Origin of the sequence: Microbispora cellulosiformans (genome assembly GCF_008728085.1) — a bacterium.
GTDB lineage: Bacteria > Actinomycetota > Actinomycetes > Streptosporangiales > Streptosporangiaceae > Microbispora > Microbispora amethystogenes.
Genome location: NZ_VYTZ01000008.1, coordinates 27,622 through 48,590 on the forward strand (window position 1 = coordinate 27,622; position 20,969 = coordinate 48,590).

Genomic DNA, 20,969 nt, shown 5'->3' on the forward strand with positions numbered 1-20,969 from the left:
AGGACGCGCCCGACCCCCGTAACTACGGAGCATCCCCGCGGGCGCGGGGCCGACTCCAGCTCGGCCCGCTGGGCGTCGGCAACACGCGGAGCATCCCCGCGGGCGCGGGGCCGACGCGACCGGGTACAGCGGGTCGGGTACGGGTCCAGGAGCATCCCCGCGGGCGCGGGGCCGACGTGAAGAACACCGAACTGACGGTCCTGCTGGCGGGAGCATCCCCGCGGGCGCGGGGCCGACGTGGCGTGACCGGACGGGCTGGCACTTGTTCTGGGAGCATCCCCGCGGGCGCGGGGCCGACCTCGAACACCATCCGCGCCACACCTACCCCGAGGGAGCATCCCCGCGGGCGCGGGGCCGACGAGATCGTCGTGGAGTTGGTGCCGCCCTCGAAGGGAGCATCCCCGCGGGCGCGGGGCCGACTCCGGGCTCGATAGGCCGCGCTCCTTCATGCTCGGAGCATCCCCGCGGGCGCGGGGCCGACTATCCACTGAGCGGCCCGAACACGGGTGCGCCGGGAGCATCCCCGCGGGCGCGGGGCCGACATCATGGCGCCGCGCTTCGTGGAGACCGTGTCGGGAGCATCCCCGCGGGCGCGGGGCCGACGCTACCTCTGGCCTCGGGGCCGTCGTTGGAGAGGGAGCATCCCCGCGGGCGCGGGGCCGACGTGGGGGCGCCGCGCCGGCCGTCGAGCATGCCCGGAGCATCCCCGCGGGCGCGGGGCCGACGTTAGCACCGGAAAGCCCAGCTCCTCCAGGACCGGAGCATCCCCGCGGGCGCGGGGCCGACGGCGGAGCGTGGGAAGAAGCGCCGGACTCCCGCGGAGCATCCCCGCGGGCGCGGGGCCGACGAGTCGAACGCGTTCCCCGACGTCCCGCCGGAGGGAGCATCCCCGCGGGCGCGGGGCCGACCCCGGTCACGCACCCATTCCCGAAAGACAACCAGGAGCATCCCCGCGGGCGCGGGGCCGACGGGATGGCGACCCCCCGGAAGCCCGGCGAGTGAGGAGCATCCCCGCGGGCGCGGGGCCGACGGGCGCCGTGACGAGCTTCATCCAGTCCAAGGAGGAGCATCCCCGCGGGCGCGGGGCCGACGCCGACCGGGGAGGTAGGGGCCATGCTCGTCGGGGAGCATCCCCGCGGGCGCGGGGCCGACGTCGCGCTGGTGCATCCGCTCCCGATACTCGAGGGAGCATCCCCGCGGGCGCGGGGCCGACGCTCAACCCGGCGATCGCGGTCAGCGCTCTCCTGGAGCATCCCCGCGGGCGCGGGGCCGACTGCCGGCAGATGTTCGGCCCGAACCGGAACCAGGGAGCATCCCCGCGGGCGCGGGGCCGACCACACCGGCGCCCGGCCCGTCCCCGGGCGCCGGGGAGCATCCCCGCGGGCGCGGGGCCGACTCGACCCGCACGTCGGGGTTGGCGGTGCTGCGGGGAGCATCCCCGCGGGCGCGGGGCCGACCACCGCACCGGGGGCCCGTCGACCGGCCGCCGCGGAGCATCCCCGCGGGCGCGGGGCCGACCGGGCGAGCTTGAGCAGCGCCTGGCGGTCAAGGGGAGCATCCCCGCGGGCGCGGGGCCGACCGCCCGTTCGATCGGGGCATGGGCGCGCACAACGGAGCATCCCCGCGGGCGCGGGGCCGACTCTTGCTGACCTGGAGGTTTCCGGTTGTGAACGTCGTTTCTCATTCACTTCGATTCAACGCCGTTCGTACCTCACCGGGGACCCTATCTGACGATCGCCTGCTCTTGTCGGTGGCGACTTCTAATGTTCTGACCAGCCGGTGATGAAGGAGGCGATGGTGGGCGAGTACGAGCTTGAGTTCGCGGACCCGGACGTCACGGGTCAATTAGGCGTTTTGTGGGGAAAGTCAGCTGCGAAGGCAGCGGGGCGTATGAATCTACTGATCTGTCATCTTCTCGACACGGCTGCGGTCGCCGAGCAAATCTGGGATCACTACCTCGCTCCGTCGACGAAGGCGTGGCTGGAGGACGTGGCGGGAGCTCCTGGGTATGGGCGCCGGTTCTTCGCCTGGATCTGCGGCGTTCATGACTGCGGGAAGGCGACCCCCGCCTTTCAACAGATGGACGAGGCGGGAGCGCGGGCTGTCCGGGAGGCCGGGCTGACCTGGGCGTCCACGGGTCGGCAGCGTTGGCGTCATGATCAGGCCGGCGGGAAGCTCATTCGGGACGTATTGCACGAAGCCGGATGGGCCGACGACCAGATCTCCTGGGTTTGGCCACTAGTTGCGGGGCATCACGGCAAGTTTCCCTCTGTGGGGCAGCTGCGCGAACCGTCCCTGGCGCGGGGTCATCTTCATGGAAAGGGGCCCGAGTGGCGCCGGGTGCAGTCGGCGGTGGTCGAGGTCTTCACTCGTCAGTTGGGGTTCGAGGGGCTGAAGGAGGTTCAGCCCGTGCGGGTGCCCAGCCGCGCGGATCAGCTGCACCTGAGTGGCCTGGTGGTGATGGCTGACTGGATCGCCAGCGACGAACGCCACTTCCCGGGGATCGATCAGCTACGCGACGTCGGTCTGAGCGTGTCACGCGAGCGCGCTATCAAGGCGTGGGAGGAGTTGGGGTTGCGGGGCGGCTGGGGCACGCTCGCAGTTCCCGGCAACGAGGCGTTCCACGACCGTTTCGGTCATGGTCCCCGCTCCTCACAGGTGATGGTGATGGACGCCGCCCGCCGCATGGGCGGCCCGGGTCTTGTGATCGTCGAGGCGCCGATGGGGGAAGGCAAGACCAAGACCGCTTTGCTGGCGGCGGAGATTCTGGCCGCGCGGTTCGGGGCGGATGGGGTGTTCGTCGGCATGCCGACCCAGGCGACCAGCGACCCGATCTTCTCGCAGGTACGCCAGTGGGCGGGCAAGGTTGCGCCGGGCCTGGAGTCGCAGGTGGCGCTGCTGCATGGCAAACGCCGTTTCAACCGGGAATGGCAGGCGCTGCTGGAGCAGGCGGGTGACAGTCCCGACGACATCTACGGCACGGTCGACGAGGACGCCATGTACGGGATGTCGCCGTTCGACACCGGTGAGGTCCCTGAGCGGCGGGCACCCGCGGAATGGTTCCTGGGGAGCAAACGAGGGCTGCTGACCCCGCTGGTTGTGGGAACGATCGATCAGCTGCTGTTCGCCGCGACCCGCACCAAGCACGTGATGCTGCGGATGGCCGGCCTCGCCGGCAAAGTCGTGATCCTCGATGAGGTGCACGCCGCCGACGTGTACATGGCCCAGTTCCTGCTGGAGGGACTGCGCTGGCTGGGACAGGCCCGCGTGCCGGTCGTCCTGCTCTCGGCGACCCTGCCACCCGCCCAACGGCGCGCCCTGGTCGACGCCTACCTCGCCGGCGCCGCCTCGCGTGAGAACCCCCCGGCACTCGACCTGCCTTCGCCCGATGGGTACCCGAGCGTGACCGCGGCCTGGATGGAGGACTCAGGTCCTCAGCGGCTCGTCGACCACTGCGCGTCCTGGCGGGAAGATCTCTCCGTACGGGTCGAGGTGCTCCCCGAGCCCGCGGCCACGTCCGCTCCTGCCGCCAGCACCGATGCGGTCGTCACGCTCCTCGCCGACCGTTTGCGCCACGGCGGCTGTGCCCTAGTGATCCGCAACACTGTCGACCGTGCCCAGGAGACCTACCAGGCGCTGCGTGCCCAGTTCAGGGATGACGTTCTGCTCTTGCACGGACGGTTGCACGCCGCTCATCGGGCAGACCGTACGGAGACCGCTCTGGCCCGGCTCGGGCCATCACAAGCGTCCCGCCGGCGGACGATTCTGGTCGCGACGCAGTTGGCCGAGCAGTCCTTCGACGTCGATGCCGACATCCTGGTCACCGATCTGGCCCCGATCGACCTGCTCTTGCAGCGGATCGGTCGGCTTCACCGCCACAGCGGCGTCCCGCGCCCGGTAGCGGTGCAAGAACCCTGCGTCGTGATCACAGGATTCCGGGACTCCGGCTCGGACGCTCCGTGGATCCTCCCGGCCAGCGAGGTGATCTATGACCGCTACCTGCTGCTTCGGACCGCCGCGATCGTCTGCGGGGCCGACACGTCGTCGTGGAACATTCCTGGCCGGGTCCCCGCTCTGGTCGCGGACGTCTACGGCAACACGCCGCTCGTGCCGGACGCGTGGGCCGAGGCCGAACGCGCAGCGTACGCCGACTGGGACGCAGATCAGCAGGCCCGCGCCGACAGCGCGCAGAAATTCCTGCTGACGCGCTTCAAGGAACACGAGAACACGACCCTGGAGGGCCTGCACTACGCCGAGACCAAGGGCGACGATGAAGTGGTTCAGGCGATCGTCCGCGACGGCGACCCCACCATCGAAGTCGTCATCGTCCACAAGGACGTCAACGGCTACACCACCTGGACAGGTCGGCGCCTGGGCGTCAACGGGGAGGTGCCGGTCGATCTGCTCGATGAGGTTCTGGGCGGTACGGTTCGCCTGCCCGCCAAGCTCGCGGCTGTGGCCGAAAACGAGCTCCAGCCGTTGGATGGTTGGCGCGACCACCCGTGGCTACGCCACAGCCGCGCCCTCAAGCTCGACACCCAAGGGCGGGCCAGCCTCGACCGCTGGGCCGTCCGCTATGACACGCAGCTGGGGTTGGTTGTCGACAAAGGTCAGCAGTGACGGAGGCTCAAGGAGTTGGCTGCGGCTCGCTGCCAGGGTTGCGCTCATTGGAGATTCCGGTAGCGGCACTTGTCATGGCATAGGCATCATTCCGGCTTATGCGGGCCCGAAATTCGGAATCCGGGCTGTGAAATATGAGTGCGGCGGAAAATGTCGGTGGCCGCCTCTACGCTCACCGCTAACTTTTCTTGCTACGCCACCTCCCCCGAAGGCAGGCCCTAGATGGATCGGTTCGACCTGGTACACGACGGCTGGTTGCCGCTGCGGCGGCAGGACGGCGCTGTGGTCGAGGCGGGGATCGAGCGTGCCCTGATCGAGGCGGACACGTTCGCCGAGCTGGTGGTCGAGCTTCCGACGCAGGTGCCCGCGCTGCTGCGGCAGGTGTTGTTGCCGGTCGTCGCGGACGCCGTGGGTTTGCCGGCCGATCGGGCGGAGTGGCGCAGACGCTTTGAGGCCGGCGCGTTCACCGAGGACGAGCGTGACCGGATCCGGGCGTATCTGGCGGAGCACGGCGAGCGGTTCCAGGCTTTCGGTGACACCCCGTTTGCCCAGTCCGGTGCGCTGGAGGCGGTGAGCGGGGAGACCAAGGGCGCCGGTTTGCTGGTGGCGACGGAGTCCACCGGCAACAACGTGCCGCTGTTCGGGGCGCGGACGGAGGCCGAGCCGCCCGCGTTGACGCCGGCGGAGGCGGTGCGGTGGCTGGTGCACGCGCACTGCTGGGACACCGCGGCGATCAAGACCGGCGCCAAGGGCGACAGCAAGGTCAAGGCCGGCAAGACGACGGGGAACCCCACCGGTCCGCTGGGCCAGCTCGGCGTGCTCCTCCCCACCGGCCGCACCCTGTATGAGACGTTGCTGCTGAACCTGCCGATTGGGCCGAAGTCGCTGCTCGGTTCCCCGCACTGGCGGCGTCCCCCGGCGGGCGCGGTCTGGTCCGCCGCCGGTTACCCGGACGGACTGCTGGAGTTGTGGACGTGGCAGTCGCGCCGGATCCGGCTCGTCCCGGAGGAAACACCGCAGGGTGTGCGGGTCAGGCGAGTCATCGTGGCGGCGGGGGACCGCATGCGCGAGCTTCCGGAGTGGGAGCCGCACACGGCCTGGAAGTACGACAAGCCGGCGGCGAAGGCCAAGGCGGCCGATCGCAAACCGCGGCGGCACGTGCCCGGCAAGGCAATCTGGCGTGGCCTGGAGGCCCTGCTGTCCGTCCACCGTATTGACCTGGACAGCGGGTCGGTGGAGACGAGCAGCCTGCTGAGGCAGGCCGCCGACCTTCGGGTGGTTGGAGCGCTCCAGGAGGACTACCCGTTGCGGGTCGAGGCGTTCGGGATCATGTACGGCAACCAGTCGGCCGTCATCGAGGACGTCTACCACGATCGGATCCCGTTGCCGGTGGCCGCGCTGCAGGCCGACGCTGAGCTGTATGGCGCGCTGGTGGAGATGACCAGCCAGGCGGAGCGGCTTTCCCGGGCGGTCAACTACTTGTCGGCGGACCTGCGGCGGGCTGCGGGGCTGGACCCGATCCCCTGGGACAAGGGGCAGCGCCCCGGGGAGCAGTTGCTTCACCGCCTGGATCCCGTGGTGCGCCGTGTCCTTGGACACGTGGGCGGGCTCGACGACGAACGACTGGAAGCGGCGCTGCTGGCCTGGGAACAGGCCGCCTTCCGGGCCACCCGTCAGATCGCCGATGACGTGTTCGCCGCGGTGCCGGAGTCGGTGTTCGCCCCGCGCCGCAGCAGCGGCGATCAGGAGGCGTCGGCTGTTAAGCCCGGGCTCGGCCATGTCGAGGGCAAACTGCGACGTGACCTCGCGGTCATCTTGCCGCGTGCCGCCGAGCAGCGGCGAGCCGACAGAGCCGTCCCCTCGAAAACCCTTCCCCCTACTCAGGCTGTTGGAGCGTGATATCGCGATGGCGACCCCGTACTGGAACCGTGCAGCCGCGGACGGGACCTGGCTGACTGACACGCGAAATCGGCGGCCGCTCGGCCCGCCGCCGGGGGAGGACCTGGCCGCGATGCGGGCCGGTCTTGGCCGCGGCTTTGGCGAGGTGCCGAAGCTGTGGCCGTACTACACGGTGGAGATCAACGATGAGCTGGCGCGTCGCGGCCAGGCATCGGTCGAGCAGAAGGCCGAGCACGCCGCGCTCGCCCTGTATGGGCTGCACCAGCAGTCCAAGAGCATCTCGATGCACCGCCCGAACGTACGGCTCGGCACGGCCCTGGCACGGCTGCGCGCCAGCGGCAGGTTCAGCGAGAAGGCGATCGACGATCGGGTGGAAGCCGCGGCCACGACCACTACCCCCGACGCGCTGCTGATCCGGCTACGCGGGCTGGTCGACCTGCTCCGCGTCGTCAACCAGCCGCTCGACTACACCGAGTTGATGCGGCTGATCCGCGACTGGCACTACGACGACGGCCGCCGAGCCGCACGCCGCGCCTGGGCCCTGGACTACCAGCTGTGGAAGCAGACCGCGCCGCAAGGCGAGCCCATAGCGGCGTCCTGACCCTTCCCCCCAAAACCGGAATGATCGGAGACAACGATGTCTAAGCGCCAGTACGTCGACTTCCACATCATCCAGACGGTTCCCCCCGCGAACCTGAACCGGGACGACCAGGGCAACCCGAAAGAGGCCCAGTTCGGCGGGGCTCGCCGTGCCCGGGTGTCGTCTCAGGCATGGAAGCGCGCCACCCGGCAGGCCTTCGACGACAAGCTGCCCAAGGCCGACCACAGCACCCGCACCAAGCGCATCGCCGGACAGCTGGCCGAGCGCGTCGAATCTCGTACCGGTGTCGAGGCTGAGGCGGCGGCGCGTATCGCCGGCGCCCTGCTGGAACCGCTGGGCATCAAGGCCGGCAAGAAAGCCGGTGACACCGCCTATCTGCTGTTCTTCGGCTATCGGCAGCTGGACGACATCGTTGACCTGATCGCCGACCAGGCCAAGACCCTCGCGGACCTGGACGACGAGCAGCTGAAGACGGCGACGAAGGACCTGCCGGTGGCCGACCGGCTCAAGAGCGGCCACCCGATGGGTGTGGCACTGTTCGGGAGGATGGTCGCCGACATCCCCTCCCTGAACGTGGACGCCGCCACCCAGGTCGCCCACGCCATCTCCACCCACCCGGTGGAACTCGAATCCGACTACTACACCGCCGTCGACGACGAGAACGAGGCCGACGAGTCCGGCGCTGGAATGATCGGCAACGTCGGATTCAACGCCGCCACCCTGTACCGGTACGCCACGGTCGGCGTTCACCAGCTCGCCGGCAACCTCGGCAGTGTGGACGCCGCGATCGAGGCGGTCGGGCGGTTCGCCGAGGCGTTCGCGCTGTCGATGCCGACCGGGCACATCAACTCCTTCGCCCATCGCACCCGCCCCAGCCTGGTCGCGGTGGTGGTCCGCGACGACCAGCCGGTCAACCTGGTGTCCGCCTTCGAACGGCCCATCCGCGACAGCGACGGGATCGCCTCCACCTCTGCCGCCCGCCTGGCGCGGGAGTACCAGCGCTCCACCCAGCAGTGGGGCGACACTCCCGCGCATGTCGCGGTCTCCCACGCCTTCGACAATGACGGCCCCCTCACTGCGGCGTTCGGCGCCAACCAGAGCGTCAGCCAGTTGCTGTCCGGTCTGAACCAGGCCCTGACCGCGTCGTGGAAGACGAACTGATGCCCGGCCCCGAGCAGGCCGTTTTGCTGCTGCGGCTGGCCGGGCCGCTGCAGTCATGGGGCGACCAGAGCGCCTTCAACCGGCGCGACACCCGGCCCCAGCCGACCAAGTCCGGCGTCATCGGGCTGCTCGCCGCCGCCGCGGGCCACCCCCGTCACGAACCCCTCGGCGACCTGCTCGGCCTGACCATGGGCGTGCGGGTCGACCAGGAGGGCACGCTGCTGCGGGACTACCACACCGTCAGCGACTACCAGGGCCGTCCGCTGCCCCAGGCGGGGGTGTCGGCCAAAGGTGTGCAGAGGCCGACCTCACCCGCCAAGTACACCCACATCACCCAGCGCTTCTACCTCCAGGACGCGGTGTTCGTCGCCGCCGTCGCCGGCCCCCGACCGCTGATGGAGTCTCTGGCCGAGGCCGTGACCCGTCCCGCGTTCCCGCTGGCGCTGGGCCGGCGCTCCTGCGTCCCCTCCCAGCCCATCCTGCTCGGCGTCACCAGCGAGCCGATCCTGGACGCGCTGACCAGCCAGCCGTGGCAGGCCGGCGACCCCGCCCGCACCGCCTGGGAACGGCGGCACGGGCGGCTGGCGTCCATCGACCGGATGGTCACCGTCGAAGCCGTCGACGGTGACCAGATCCTCAACGACGAGCCGGTGTCATTCGACCCGCACGACCGCCGCTACGCCACCCGCCGCGTCACCCACCTGTGGCGTTCCATCCCCACCGGGTTCGACAACCCGGTCCCACCGGCTGATGACTCCTCCGCCCACGATCCGTTCGCTCTGCTGGGCTGGTGACCATCCGATGACCTACCTGTCCCGCGTCAGAATCAACCCGCTGCGCGCCCAAAGCCGGACCATGCTGGCCAGCCCCCGCGTCATGCACGCCTACGTCTGCGCCGGAATCCCCGGCACCCCCGACAGCGAACGGATCTTGTGGCGGCTGGACGTCGACAACCCGCACCGGCCTCAGCTGTTCGTCCTCACCCAGTCCAAACCCGACTGGACCCACATCGTCGAGGCCGCCGGCTGGCCCGACGCCGACGACGAACACGTCGCCATCGGTGACTACACCCCCCTGCTCGCCCGCATTGCCCCGGGCCGCGAGTTCGCCTTCCGGCTCACCGCCAGCCCCGTCCAGAACACCAACCGCCCCGAAAAACCCACCCCCGCCCAGGCCGCGCGGATCGCCGCCGGAGACAACCGCTCGTTCCGGCTCGCCCACCGCACCGCGAGCGCCCAACTCGACTGGCTGCTGAACCGCACCACCCGGAACGGCTTCGAGATCCCCTCGGCGCGTACCGACCCCGCCATCGCCGACCTCGCCGACGACAAGGCCCTACCCGCACCGGATGTGCGGCTCATCGCCCGCGACCGCCGCGAGTTCAGCAAGGGCGACCGGGGCAAGCGCATCACCCTGCACACCGCCACCTTCGAAGGACGCCTCCGCGTCACCGACAGCGCTCTGCTCACCAGCGCACTACTGCAGGGCATCGGCCCGTCCAAGGCCTACGGGTGCGGGCTGCTCACCCTCGCCCCCCTGCCCAGCGGCCAGTGAGGGGCCGATGGCGGACATCTGGTGGAAAGCCCACCCCCATGACCTGCATCGCGTCTCCGACCGCGTCTCCAGCGTCTACGTCGAACGCAGCCACATCGACCGGGACGAGAACGCCGTGGTCATCAACAAGCGCGAGACGGTCCGTGTCCCCGCCGCGATGGTCGCGGTCATGCTGATGGGACCCGGCACCCGCGTCACCCACGGCGCGATCAACCTGCTCGCCGACTCCGGCACCACCGTGTGCTGGGTCGGCGAGCAAGGCGTACGCATGTACGCCGCCGGTCTCGGCCCCGCACGAGGCGCCGCCCTCCTGCAGCGCCAAGCCTGGCTCGTCACCCGTAGCAAGGAACGCCTCAACGTCGCCCGCGCCATGTACGCGATGCGCTTTCCCGGCGAGGATGTCTCCACCGCCACCATGCAGCAGCTCCGCGGTCGCGAAGGAGCACGCATCCGCAGGCTCTACCAGGCACACTCCCAGCGCACCGGCGTCACCTGGAACCGCCGCGAATACCGCGCCGGCGACGCTTACGCCGCCGGCGACGATCTCAACCGGCTCCTATCGGCCGCCAACGCCGCTCTCTACGGCATCTGCCACGCCGTCATCGTCGGCATCGGCGCGAGCCCTGGCCTCGGCTTCGTCCACACCGGATCCGCCATCTCCTTCGTCTTGGACATCGCCGACCTCTACAAAGCCGACTACACCATTCCCCTGGCCTTCGACCTCGCAGCCAAAGGCCTCACCGACGAACGCGACGCCCGCATCGGCCTTCGCGACCGCATCGCCCAGACCCGCCTCCTGGACCGCATCGTCACCGACATCAAAAACCTCCTCACCCCCGGAGAAGCAGACGTACTGGAAGAGGACGTGAACCAGCTCTGGGACGAAAAACACGGCGCCGTATCGGGCGGCATCAACTGGGCCGATGAATCCGACCTGGCCATCAACCTCGGCCTGAACCTCGTCCAGCCGACCATGGGCGAGGATCACATCGCCGTCGTCGGCCCCGAATTCGACAGCCCCGGCTCCGCATCATGACCGTCGTCGTCCTCATCGCCGCTCCCGAAGGGCTACGCGGTCACCTGACCCGCTGGATGGTCGAAGTCAACGCCGGAGTCTTCGTCGGCAACCCCAGCCGCCGAATCCGCGACCGTCTGTGGGATCTGCTCGCCGCCCGGATCGGAGACGGCCAAGCCATCCTCGTCGAACCCGCCGCCAACGAACAAGGCTGGGCCGTCCGCACCGCAGGCAAAGACCGCTGGCACCCCACCGACTTCGACGGCCTCATCCTCTCGGCCCGCCGCCGAGCCCAACCGAATGAAAACCGCCCCCACACCCGATAAACCAGCAGCTCAGCAAGTGTCGCCCCCGCGCCCGCGGGGATGCTCCCGATCCACCTGACACGCGCACTGTTCATCCGAGGTCGCCCCCGCGCCCGCGGGGATGCTCCTCACGTACAGGAGGGGGACACCGACGGTGCCCGGTCGCCCCCGCGCCCGCGGGGATGCTCCCCCGATCGACCCGGACGCCGAGTTGCCGGACGTGTCGCCCCCGCGCCCGCGGGGATGCTCCCGATCCACCTGACACGCGCACTGTTCATCCGAGGTCGCCCCCGCGCCCGCGGGGATGCTCCGCGGAAGACCGCCGACCGGTGCCCGACCCCGCCGTCGCCCCCGCGCCCGCGGGGATGCTCCCTCGGGCCGTTCGACGTGGCCGCGTACGGCTACGTCGCCCCCGCGCCCGCGGGGATGCTCCGAGACTCCACTGCCAGCACTGTCCATAAGGGCCGTCGCCCCCGCGCCCGCGGGGATGCTCCCCGTCCCCCTCAGTTCGCCGTTTTCCGCCCTCAGTCGCCCCCGCGCCCGCGGGGATGCTCCGACCGACTTCGCCGATGCCCTTGTCGCCGTGGGGTCGCCCCCGCGCCCGCGGGGATGCTCCTCTGTCCTGCTCATCGATGCTGACCCGGAACAGGTCGCCCCCGCGCCCGCGGGGATGCTCCCATGCCGTAGGCGATGCCGCCGTCGCCCACGGAGTCGCCCCCGCGCCCGCGGGGATGCTCCCACCATCGGGGTGGACATCGACGACGACGGGATGTCGCCCCCGCGCCCGCGGGGATGCTCCAGCTCGCCGGGGGCCTGCCCTTCGACGTGGAGGGTCGCCCCCGCGCCCGCGGGGATGCTCCTCGGCACATCAGACACAACGGTCGGTGGCGCCAAGTCGCCCCCGCGCCCGCGGGGATGCTCCGCGCTTGGCTGGCGTGCTCAGCCCGGAGTGGCGGTCGCCCCCGCGCCCGCGGGGATGCTCCGCGCTTGGCTGGCGTGCTCAGCCCGGAGTGGCGGTCGCCCCCGCGCCCGCGGGGATGCTCCACGTACCGGCCGTTGACCATCGCGGAGCTGTACGTCGCCCCCGCGCCCGCGGGGATGCTCCCGTCAAGGCCCGGCAGATGCGGCACGGCCGGCGGTCGCCCCCGCGCCCGCGGGGATGCTCCGTGGTCCGGTGACGGGCTCGCCGACGGTACGCCGTCGCCCCCGCGCCCGCGGGGATGCTCCCAGCCCCACCAGGACCACGGGCAGGGTCAGCGTGTCGCCCCCGCGCCCGCGGGGATGCTCCCTACATCAAGGGCCGGTACGGCGACCCCGAGGGGTCGCCCCCGCGCCCGCGGGGATGCTCCGCGTGCCCTGGCCAGGGAAGGCGCGGCGATCACGTCGCCCCCGCGCCCGCGGGGATGCTCCCGCCCGCAGTGGCGGCCTGGCCGGATTCGAAACGTCGCCCCCGCGCCCGCGGGGATGCTCCCCTCACCCGTGACGATCATCGTTGGTAGGTACGGTCGCCCCCGCGCCCGCGGGGATGCTCCCCCCGGGCTGAGGTGGTAGCCCAGCATGCTCGCGTCGCCCCCGCGCCCGCGGGGTCCTCAAGAGCACTCCGATGTGCAGGTCTGCAACGGTCGCCCCCGCGCCCGCGGGGATGCTCCCGTCACGACCACCGCGACCGCCCCCGTCACCAAGTCGCCCCCGCGCCCGCGGGGATGCTCCTGCGGGCATAGCCGCGTAGGTGTCCCCGGGGTCGTCGCCCCCGCGCCCGCGGGGATGCTCCCTGCGAGAGATCGCGGCAACGGTGGATGTTGCGGTCGCCCCCGCGCCCGCGGGGATGCTCCGCCGCCGTGAGCCCGCGGATATTCCTGCTCATGGTCGCCCCCGCGCCCGCGGGGATGCTCCGGGAACCACCGTGTTCCCCGATCTGAGCCGCCCGTCGCCCCCGCGCCCGCGGGGATGCTCCGTGGCTCGCGGCCACCGGCAAGGACATCGTGACGTCGCCCCCGCGCCCGCGGGGATGCTCCCTGGGTCAGTCGCGTCAGCTCGGCGTGGTCGTCGTCGCCCCCGCGCCCGCGGGGATGCTCCTCGGGATTGTTACCCGATTCCCTGAGACTCCCTGTCGCCCCCGCGCCCGCGGGGATGGTCCCCAACGCGATGAGGCCCTGCACCGGCACCGGCAGTCGCCCCCGCGCCCGCGGGGATGGTCCCTTCAAGGCCGTGTTCGGTGGTGGCACGGTGACGTCGCCCCCGCGCCCGCGGGGATGGTCCCTGCTCGCCGTAGATTCCGCCCAACTTGGAGGCGTCGCGCCCGCGCCTGCGGGGATGGTCCCTGGAGCGGCTCCGCGAGGTGCTCGCGTCCGCCGTCGCCCCCGCGCCCGCGGGGATGGTCCGCGCAAGCACGCGCGGACGCCGCCGATCGGCGCGTCGCCCCCGCGCCCGCGGGGATGGTCCCCGCCTGCCCATCTTCGGCGGGTCGCTACTCGTGTCGCCCCCGCGCCCGCGGGGATGGTCCACGGGACTTTCTCCTCGTTCTACCGGTCCAGCCGTCGCCCCCGCGCCCGCGGGGATGGTCCCCTGAGGAAGGGGATGGACGCGACGTACCCGACGTCGCCCCCGCGCCCGCGGGGATGGTCCTACACGGCGTCGCCTGGTCACTGAGCTGCCCCCGTCGCCCCCGCGCCCGCGGGGATGGTCCAGCACATGTCACACGACTCTGACGTGATCACCGTCGCTTCCGCGCCCGCGGGGATGGTCCCGCCGGTCAGCTCCCGATACCGCGCGAGGACGTGTCGCCCCCGCGCCCACGGGGATGGTCCTACTTCTGAGCGATCTTGGACAGGTTGTCACCGGTCGCCCCCGCGCCCGCGGGGATGGTCCCGTCTCGTGACCGGAGGGCTTGGCGTCTACGGAGTCGCCCCCGCGCCCGCGGGATGGTCCGACCAGGGTCGGCCAGGTCATCAAGGTGAAGACCGTCGCCCCCGCGCCCGCGGGGGTGGTCCCCCGCCGAAGGTGCCGACGTACGGGATCTCGACGTCGCCCCCGCGCCCGCGGGGATGGTCCCAGCCACGGGTTGCGCTCGATCATCGGCGTGAGGTCGCCCCCGCGCCCGCGGGGATGGTCCTCCGATTCCCCCCGAGCTGCGCGCCGCGGTGGAGTCGCCCCCGCGCCCGCGGGGGATGGTCCCCCGGTCCTCCTGGCCACGGTCGCGAGCTGCTTGTCGCCCCCGCGCCCGCGGGGATGGTCCGCACAGTCCCGGACTTGCCGTCATCTTCCCCTGGTCGCCCCCGCGCCCACGGGGATGGTCCCTACGGCGGCGCGGACCTCACGAGCCAGGCATTGTCGCCCCCGCGCCCGCGGGGATGCTCCCCTCGTCTACCAGCTGACCCCCAAGTCGGCCGAGTCGCCCCCTCGCCCGAGGGGATGCTCCTTACGAGCGCGAGATCCGCGAGGCCTGGGCGAAGTCGCCCTCGCGTCCGCGGGGATGGTCCCTTTGGGCCGAGATTCAAGGCTGCTTATTGAAGACGCCCCCGCCTGCTGCGGTGACCCGATTACCAAAGTCAGGCGTGACTATAGTGAGCTGCTCGTAATCAATGAGCTACTGCTAGCCAGCGCGGCTACGAGCTTGCTCAGGAGTGCCTCTGGCAGCCGTCCGAGTCCCAGCCCGCTGATGTCGAGTGCGTGCCCGAGAGCGACGGCGTCATTCTCTCTCAGCGACGTCGCGAATCCGGAACGTCCGAGAAGTTCCCGGGCGGCGTAGCCGTCCTGGGACGCCATCACCCGCGTGATCAGTGTGGTGGCCACCGCGCGTCCCTCTGGGCATCCCATGCCGCCGACGGCGTCGATTACGCACAAGCCCAGCCGGGTCCGGAACACCACCAGACCGGGTGCAGTGTGGTCGAGCCTCCGGTAGCGGTCCAGCATCACGGTGAGAGCCTCGCCTTCCGGGCCTCCGGGTCGGCAGAGTGCGGCCAGGCACGTGGTTACGGCGTCCTCCCATGGCTCGCCAGACTGGGTGGCCTCCAGCAGGTCCCTCGCTGCGACGAGTTCGCCGGCCATGGTGTGCGCGATGACCGCGACTTGGCGGCCGTCGAGCATGCGCTGGCCGATGCCGTTGTGGTGGCGCAGGTGATCGAGGGCCTCCTGCCATCGGCCTGCGGCCGTCAAGGCGCGTGCGCCGTCGGCGAGATGGACGGTCCACAGCCACTGGAGGAGTTCCCAGTCATCGTCCGCGGTGGCGGTGAGCTCGGATATGGGCACGTGCAGCCCATCGATGACGGTGTCGGTGCTCGTCGTGACAGCTTCATACAGGCTGTTGAGCATCTCGAACGCGCCAGTACCGTCGCCGACGCGGATGCGTAGACGGACGAGGTTCACGAGTGGTTCGAGGGCATGGCGGGCAGCAGCGCCGTCGAGAGGGCGCATGCGCAGGTAGAGGGCGGCATGCTGATGGCACCAGTCCCTGGCCAGGTGGGGCAGGCCGAGGTCGCTGGCCAGGAGGGCGGCCTGGTTGAAGACGGCCGAGGCCATCGATCGATCGTTGCTGCGTTCGGCTGAGCGGGCCAGATCGCACAGGCCACGTACGCGTCCTTCGAGTGGGGCGCATGCCGGGCGTGGCCGGGCGACGAGCGGAAACCGAGCGAAGGTCTCAGTGAGATTCATCCGCGCCCATCCCCATCGTGGGAAAACCCGTTGAACACCGTGTGGAGCGCGAGCGCGGCGATGGTCGATTGATCGCTGCTCGGTAGGCCCGCCCGGTTGGCGTGGAAGATCACATGGTGGGCGAGAACAGCGCGGAGGCCGCGCAGCAGCCGACCCTGAGCGGCGAGGTCGGCCAGGGCTTGGCCGGCATCCTCGAAGGCGGACACCCATGGGCGGCAGGCGGCCAGCGGAGCGCCCCCGGCGTCACACATCGCTTGCACGTCCGCGGTCAGTAGACGGTGCATGGCCTGGGACAGTTCGGCCTTGCGCTCCGGCGGCCAGGACGCTTTACCGGGCCGGTGCTCGGCGACCTTGGCCCAGACGTCGCCCTGCTCATACCAGTCGAGGCCGGCGGCGCGCATCAGTACGGCGGACAGCAGAATCGTCGTCTCCCTGCGTCCGAGCGCGGGAAAGGGCCCGACAGTGCGGGCCAGTATGTGGCGGCTGTCGCGGTGGAAAAGCTCGTGGGCGACCCGCATGGCCTCTGGGCCGCCGAAGGCATGCGTTTCCGGCTCGTAAACGACGCGCCTGACGTCGTCTACGAGCCGCTTGCTCTTGAGGTCTTTAAGGCGACGACGCAGGTGGGCATCGGCCCGAGCAGCGTCACGGCCGGGCAGGTAGCGCAGGCGCCAGCAGGGCGCCTTGCGGATGAAGAACCAGGCGGTGATAAGTCCTTCGGTCTCGGCCTCGGTCATCGGGGGAGCGAGGTGTGCCGCGGCGGTCTGCTCGGCCGTGGCCCAGTTAGGGAAGGCGACGTTGACCTGACGCCAGGGGCAGGGGTCCATGGGGGTTGGCTCCAGTGTTCAGGCCAGCGAGAGGAAGGCGTCCCAGTCCGATGCCACGGCGTTGCTGCCGACGGTGTGCAGGGCGAGTACGGCCCCAGCGGTGCCGTCCAGGAGTTCCGGGTCGGGCACGGAGCGGGCCAGCTGTGCGGCAAGCTGGTTCGCCTGGTGGGGGAGTTCGGCAGCGATGCGTGGGGTGCGGGCGTCGGCAGCCATCCGCCAGGCGGCTTGAAGCAGTCCGGCCTTCCCGTGGCAGAGTCCGATCTCGGGGAGCAGGTCGAATTGTGCGGGATCACGCAGCGCGGCGAGCATCGCGTCCTCCGCTGTCTGCTGTCGCGCGGTGTCTCCGAGCGCCATGCCGGCCAGTTGCTGAGCGCGGGCCGTACCGGCGACGCCGTAGCACCATGAGGGCCGGGGCCGCAGCGACGGACTGACGTGCTGCTCGCGGACTTGGTCCATGGTGATGAAGCCGGGCCACCACGGTCCCGCGTCGTCCTGCTGTCGCCAGAGATCGGTCCACTCGCAGATCCGCTCGATCGCGTCGGTCATCCCCGCCACGGGAACGTTGCGCAGCACGGCTAGCGACAGCAGGGCCAGGACCGAGCCGACGCCGTGGGACAGGCCGAAGTTTGCGTGTCCCTGCGGGTATTCCGGGTTTGGCTCGCCATTGGGCGCGACGTTCGTCCACCACGGCGGAAGCCCGGTCCCCGAGGGCAGCGGTTCGGTCAGGCGCACCAGGTAGGACAGCACGTCGTGGGTGATTCGGTGGTCCGAGTGGCGTCGCAGATGGTAGATGCCCAGGCCGGTCAGTCCGCGTATCAGGTCGAACTCCTTCATCACGGGCTGGTCGCCTCGGTCGATGCGTGCGTGCGCCGCAGCAAGGCGTGTACGGGTAATGGCGATGACCGCCTCGTCCAGAGTGGTCAGCCCGCGGCGGTATCTGCTGGAGGAGTCGGCGGCTGTGTGCATGACGAAGGCGAGGGCCGGGGCGCCGAAGAACAGGCCCGCGTTGGCCGCCGCGGTCAGCTCGCCGGAGGCGGCCACCGACAGCCATGCGTGGGCGGTGCTCCAGTCGGCAAGGCCGGCGCGAGCGCGTTCGATGTGCAGCAGGGCGATGCCCGCCGCGCCGCCGGCCAGTGACTGTGGCCACGCCCGCCCCCCAGGCGGCGATGCAGTGGTCCACGCGTTTCGCGGATCTGACAGTGCGTCGGCGACGGCCTCGGCTACGGCCAACACTTCATGGTCGGTACCGATCACGATCCTCTCCTTGCTCGCGCCGTCCAGCTCAGTGCGGCGGCACGGGTCAGATGCAGGCAGGCGCGCTCGTTTTCCAACGAGGTCCCGGCCATGCGGACGTGGTGCAGATGCAGCAGCTCGGGAAGCAGAACGCCCATATGGCTGCTGGTCTCATTGAGTACGCGCCGGTAGGCGGTCAGTGCTTCCCGCCTCCGGGACCAGCAGGAGACGACCTGTGCGCCTCCGGGGTGGGCGGCCAGGTTCTGGTGATCGTGAGGGTTGGCCAGCGCGAGGGCCTGGTCGTAGAGCGCGCGGGGCGGGGCAGAGGGCTCGGACACGGCGTGTTCGATCAGCCAGCGCAGCGACTCCGCGGTGTCTCCGATCATGGCGGTGACGATGTCGAGCATGCTCGCCGCGGTCAGCGCGCGTACGTCGGGGCCGCCTTTCTGGCTGCTGGCGGCGAGTTGCGCGAGGGCCGCGGCCGAGTCCGTGGCGAAGTACGTCTCTGCTGCGGCCAGTGCCGCCTGACCGCCGAAGCGGGCCGTCTCCGGGAAGTCGGTGTCCCACTGCACGCGCCCGATCAGACCGGCGCGGCGAAGCGTACGGGTCCAGTCCCCTACAAGCGCGAAGCTGTCGGCGGGCACCGTCAGCCGCAGACGCAGATGCTCTTCAGGGTCCTGGTAGCGCAGGAACCACCATTGGGCCTGCTCACCCAGCTCTTCAAGCAGGCGCGGCAGGTGGTGGATGAGGACTCTGCTTTGCCGGTCCGGATGGCCGTACAGCTTGAGGTAGAAGCGCCCGTCGCAGCCAGGCAGGTATCCGTGGTCGCGGTTGACCTCCTCTGCTCTGTGCAGCCATTCCGGCGCCCTCGCGGGCTTCCGAGCCGAGCCCAACGGCACGACGATCTCGTGGACGTGCCCGCCGATCCATCCCGCCGCGTCAGCGTCGGAGGTGGCGCGTAGCACTGCGGTGCCGGTTCTATCCAGCTGGGCACGCAGCAGTGCCCGGTGGGCGGGTTCGGACAAATCCAGGCTGAGGCGTTGGTCCCCATCGCCGAGGTAGACCCTCTGCGGCACGCCGACCTCGTCCCGCCAGGCGGCCAGAGCCGCCTCCCACTCCGGCCCTTCGCGCAGGTCGGCGGCTGTGAGCAGCCACCGGGCGGGAGACAGGATCGTACGTCCGTAGCGCAGCGCTGGGAGGAACGGCAGGCCGGCGGCGGCTCCCCAGTCGAACGAGGCGCACGGAACGCTGAGGGCGTTCGGGACCTCGGCCAGGAACCGGACCAGCGGATGAGTGCGCTTGATGGGTTCCACCGCGTTGAGCACGACGGGTTCGACCGGTCGGCGCTGGGAGCGAGAGACAAGGTAGAGGCGATGGATGTCCGCGGTGAGGGCGAGGTCGTCCAGCGCTATGAGCCCTTCGCCGCCGTCGTGGTACTCACCCGGAGAAAGCAGGTGTGTCGCGACCCGAGGGGCGCGGGCGATGTTCTCCGTCTCTATGTGCAGAGCCGGACAAGAGATCTGCGCTCTGAGCGCGCCGCGGACCGCGGTGGGCAGCTCTGAATAGAGCGCGGACATCCGCGCGCGTTCCTCGTCGTCGAACAGGTGCAGGAACCGCCCGGTCGTGGTGCCGGTCGTACGTGACACCCCGACGATCGCGAGGGTGAACTCCCCATCGCTCAGAGAATGAACGCTGGACGCGTGGACACGAATGGTCAGTTCGGTGGTGGGCTGGATCGGCGCCTCTGAATCCGCGGCCTCCAGATCTGCCACCGTCGATTCATCCAGCAGGATCTCGCGCTGGCCGCGCAGCGCGGCCCTCTGCGCCAGCGCCAGCAGCTTCACGTCCCGCTCGGACAGTGGGCTCGAAGGCGGCGACGGTGCGCCGAGGTAGCCGGCCGGATAGCCGAGCCCGATGTCGGGATCGGCGGCGTCGAGGACCGGCACCAGGGCCCGCGGCCCGTAGCGCTCCAGGAAGCGGCTATGCCAGGCGACCCAGCCGGAGCCGAGGTCTGAGCGACGGGCGAGCCGTATGAGCACGCCCGCGGCTTTCGCCGCCTCGGCGGCTACCGAGTCCGGAACCGCAAGGTCCAGGTCCATCCGCAGATCGACGCCGAGCGCGGACCCCTTCACCGGGGCGACGGCGGCCATGTCGGCGGCAAGGCGCGCACGACGGCTACGCGCTATCGCCGAGGTGGGAGCGTCGTCGTGCTGGGTCAATTGCTGAACGATCCGGCGTAGACGCTCGACAGTCTCGGCCACCTCAGCGAACTCCCCGGCTGCCATCTCCTCGATTTCCGACAGGAGATGACCGAGGGGATCGATTGCGGTCATCGGAGGGCGCAGGCTGGTGACGAGCAGGCGTTGCGCCACCAGGTCCGCCAGCAGCCGGTCTATGACAACGGCAGGAACGGTCGGGAAGTCGGCCGCGAGCTTCTCCGCCAGCTCTCCCAGCCGGATCGGGCTGCGGGACATGCTCACAGCCGTCCGGATCGGTGCGGTGGCCCGTACGCTCAAATGCGTCGGCTGGCCGTGAGCCGCTCCGGCGGGACGGTGCTCCAACACCAGCTGGCCATCACGCTCGAACACGAGGTTGTTGGCCATCACCTTCAAACGCGGTCGCAGCGCCGGGCCGGCTTCCAGGCGCCCGATCACCTCCGTGAGCCACCCGGCGTCGACCTTGGTCACGGCGCGATGGGCGCTACCGACGTGGGCCGTGGGCAGGGCGGCGATCCGAGCCGGGGCGACACCGGCGAACAGGCCGAACGGCGTCGCCCGTCCTGAGGCACGAAGCAGGTAGCGCATGACCGAGATCACCGCCCGGCGCATCGCCGGCTCAGAGACGTCCCGTCCCTCACAGATTTCGCAGACTCGGTCGGTCAGGACCGGGCTGGCCTGCTCCAACGCGGCCAGCAAGCCAGGCATCCGCATGGTCTCCCGCAGCCACTGCCGCCAGGAATCCGGTCCGGCCGCTTCCTCGCTCAGGTCCGGCCACGAACTGGGCGCCCGGTGCACCGGCCAGACGGCCGTTCGCACCACGACAGCATCGAGATACTCGTACATGTGCCGCTCCCGGAGACGGAAAGCGCCCGGCCGGCGCGGCGACCG

At 70.7% G+C, this 20,969-nt stretch carries 12 protein-coding genes and 3 CRISPR repeat arrays (1 of these 15 running past the window's edge); of the genes, 8 read left to right on the top strand and 4 right to left on the bottom strand.

The genetic code is table 11. The features are described from left to right. A CRISPR array of direct repeats spans positions 1-1,640; the repeat unit is 28 nt; unit sequence GGAGCATCCCCGCGGGCGCGGGGCCGAC (it extends 1,519 nt beyond the left edge of the window). 142 nt (positions 1,641-1,782) lie between these two features. The 8 genes from cas3 (at position 1,783) to cas2e (ending at position 11,176) form a co-directional block, all read left to right on the top strand. Then, entirely contained in the window at positions 1,783-4,620 is a 2,838-nt protein-coding gene (cas3, locus tag F5972_RS22645; protein ID WP_225311744.1) for a CRISPR-associated helicase Cas3', read from the top strand. 222 nt (positions 4,621-4,842) lie between these two features. Continuing rightward, a complete protein-coding gene (casA, locus tag F5972_RS22650; RefSeq protein WP_150935643.1) occupies positions 4,843-6,519 on the top strand; it encodes a type I-E CRISPR-associated protein Cse1/CasA in 1,677 nt (558 codons plus the stop codon). Continuing rightward, on the top strand, positions 6,509-7,120 hold the full coding sequence (casB, locus tag F5972_RS22655; protein WP_191910272.1) for a type I-E CRISPR-associated protein Cse2/CasB: 612 nt from the start codon (positions 6,509-6,511) through the stop codon (positions 7,118-7,120). Before casA ends, casB begins: the two co-directional genes overlap by 11 nt. 36 nt (positions 7,121-7,156) lie before the next feature. Further along, positions 7,157-8,281, top strand: a complete 1,125-nt coding sequence (gene cas7e, locus F5972_RS22660) for a type I-E CRISPR-associated protein Cas7/Cse4/CasC (protein ID WP_150935647.1) — start codon at positions 7,157-7,159, stop codon at positions 8,279-8,281. Beyond that, positions 8,266-9,075: a type I-E CRISPR-associated protein Cas5/CasD gene (cas5e, locus tag F5972_RS22665; protein ID WP_225311746.1), complete on the top strand. Its 810-nt coding sequence runs from the start codon at positions 8,266-8,268 to the stop codon at positions 9,073-9,075. Before cas7e ends, cas5e begins: the two co-directional genes overlap by 16 nt. Before the next feature lie 7 nt (positions 9,076-9,082). Beyond that, positions 9,083-9,835 carry a type I-E CRISPR-associated protein Cas6/Cse3/CasE gene (gene cas6e, locus F5972_RS22670; RefSeq protein WP_150935649.1) on the top strand — a complete coding sequence of 251 codons (753 nt, stop codon included), beginning with the start codon at positions 9,083-9,085 and terminating at the stop codon, positions 9,833-9,835. A 7-nt stretch (positions 9,836-9,842) separates the two neighbouring features. Continuing rightward, complete coding sequence (cas1e, locus tag F5972_RS22675) at positions 9,843-10,871, top strand: type I-E CRISPR-associated endonuclease Cas1e (protein WP_150935651.1); 1,029 nt, start codon at positions 9,843-9,845, stop codon at positions 10,869-10,871. After that, entirely contained in the window at positions 10,868-11,176 is a 309-nt protein-coding gene (cas2e, locus tag F5972_RS22680) for a type I-E CRISPR-associated endoribonuclease Cas2e (protein ID WP_150935654.1), read from the top strand. Before cas1e ends, cas2e begins: the two co-directional genes overlap by 4 nt. A gap of 18 nt (positions 11,177-11,194) precedes the next feature. Next, a CRISPR array of direct repeats spans positions 11,195-12,688; the repeat unit is 28 nt; unit sequence GTCGCCCCCGCGCCCGCGGGGATGCTCC. A gap of 88 nt (positions 12,689-12,776) precedes the next feature. Continuing rightward, positions 12,777-14,024: direct repeats of the CRISPR family, unit length 28 nt; unit sequence GTCGCCCCCGCGCCCGCGGGGATGCTCC. A gap of 689 nt (positions 14,025-14,713) precedes the next feature. Here cas2e and F5972_RS22685 read toward each other — a convergent pair. The 4 genes from F5972_RS22685 to F5972_RS22700 are packed head-to-tail and all read right to left on the bottom strand — an operon-like array spanning position 14,714 to position 20,924. Next, positions 14,714-15,805 (bottom strand): hypothetical protein, encoded by a 1,092-nt coding sequence (locus F5972_RS22685; protein ID WP_150935655.1) that lies wholly within the window; start codon positions 15,803-15,805, stop codon positions 14,714-14,716. Then, on the bottom strand, positions 15,802-16,629 hold the full coding sequence (locus tag F5972_RS22690; RefSeq protein ID WP_150935657.1) for a thiopeptide-type bacteriocin biosynthesis protein: 828 nt from the start codon (positions 16,627-16,629) through the stop codon (positions 15,802-15,804). The genes F5972_RS22685 and F5972_RS22690 overlap by 4 nt, the downstream gene beginning before the upstream one ends. A gap of 18 nt (positions 16,630-16,647) precedes the next feature. Beyond that, positions 16,648-17,883, bottom strand: coding sequence for a lanthionine synthetase C family protein (locus F5972_RS22695; RefSeq protein WP_225311748.1), 1,236 nt, complete (start codon positions 17,881-17,883; stop codon positions 16,648-16,650). After that, positions 17,880-20,924, bottom strand: coding sequence for a lantibiotic dehydratase (locus tag F5972_RS22700; RefSeq protein ID WP_150935659.1), 3,045 nt, complete (start codon positions 20,922-20,924; stop codon positions 17,880-17,882). Before F5972_RS22700 ends, F5972_RS22695 begins: the two co-directional genes overlap by 4 nt. Between the last annotated feature and the right edge of the window lie 45 nt (positions 20,925-20,969).

What these genes read in the sequence shown, in the direction of transcription:
- cas3 (WP_225311744.1), top strand. Translation starts at nt 1,783, where the DNA reads ATGAAGGAGGCGATGGTGGGCGAGTACGAGCTTGAGTTCGCGGACCCG.
- casA (WP_150935643.1), top strand. Translation starts at nt 4,843, where the DNA reads ATGGATCGGTTCGACCTGGTACACGACGGCTGGTTGCCGCTGCGGCGG.
- cas7e (WP_150935647.1), top strand. Translation starts at nt 7,157, where the DNA reads ATGTCTAAGCGCCAGTACGTCGACTTCCACATCATCCAGACGGTTCCC.
- cas6e (WP_150935649.1), top strand. Translation starts at nt 9,083, where the DNA reads ATGACCTACCTGTCCCGCGTCAGAATCAACCCGCTGCGCGCCCAAAGC.
- cas1e (WP_150935651.1), top strand. Translation starts at nt 9,843, where the DNA reads ATGGCGGACATCTGGTGGAAAGCCCACCCCCATGACCTGCATCGCGTC.
- cas2e (WP_150935654.1), top strand. Translation starts at nt 10,868, where the DNA reads ATGACCGTCGTCGTCCTCATCGCCGCTCCCGAAGGGCTACGCGGTCAC.
- F5972_RS22685 (WP_150935655.1), bottom strand. Translation starts at nt 15,805, where the DNA reads ATGAATCTCACTGAGACCTTCGCTCGGTTTCCGCTCGTCGCCCGGCCA.
- F5972_RS22690 (WP_150935657.1), bottom strand. Translation starts at nt 16,629, where the DNA reads ATGGACCCCTGCCCCTGGCGTCAGGTCAACGTCGCCTTCCCTAACTGG.
- F5972_RS22700 (WP_150935659.1), bottom strand. Translation starts at nt 20,924, where the DNA reads ATGTACGAGTATCTCGATGCTGTCGTGGTGCGAACGGCCGTCTGGCCG.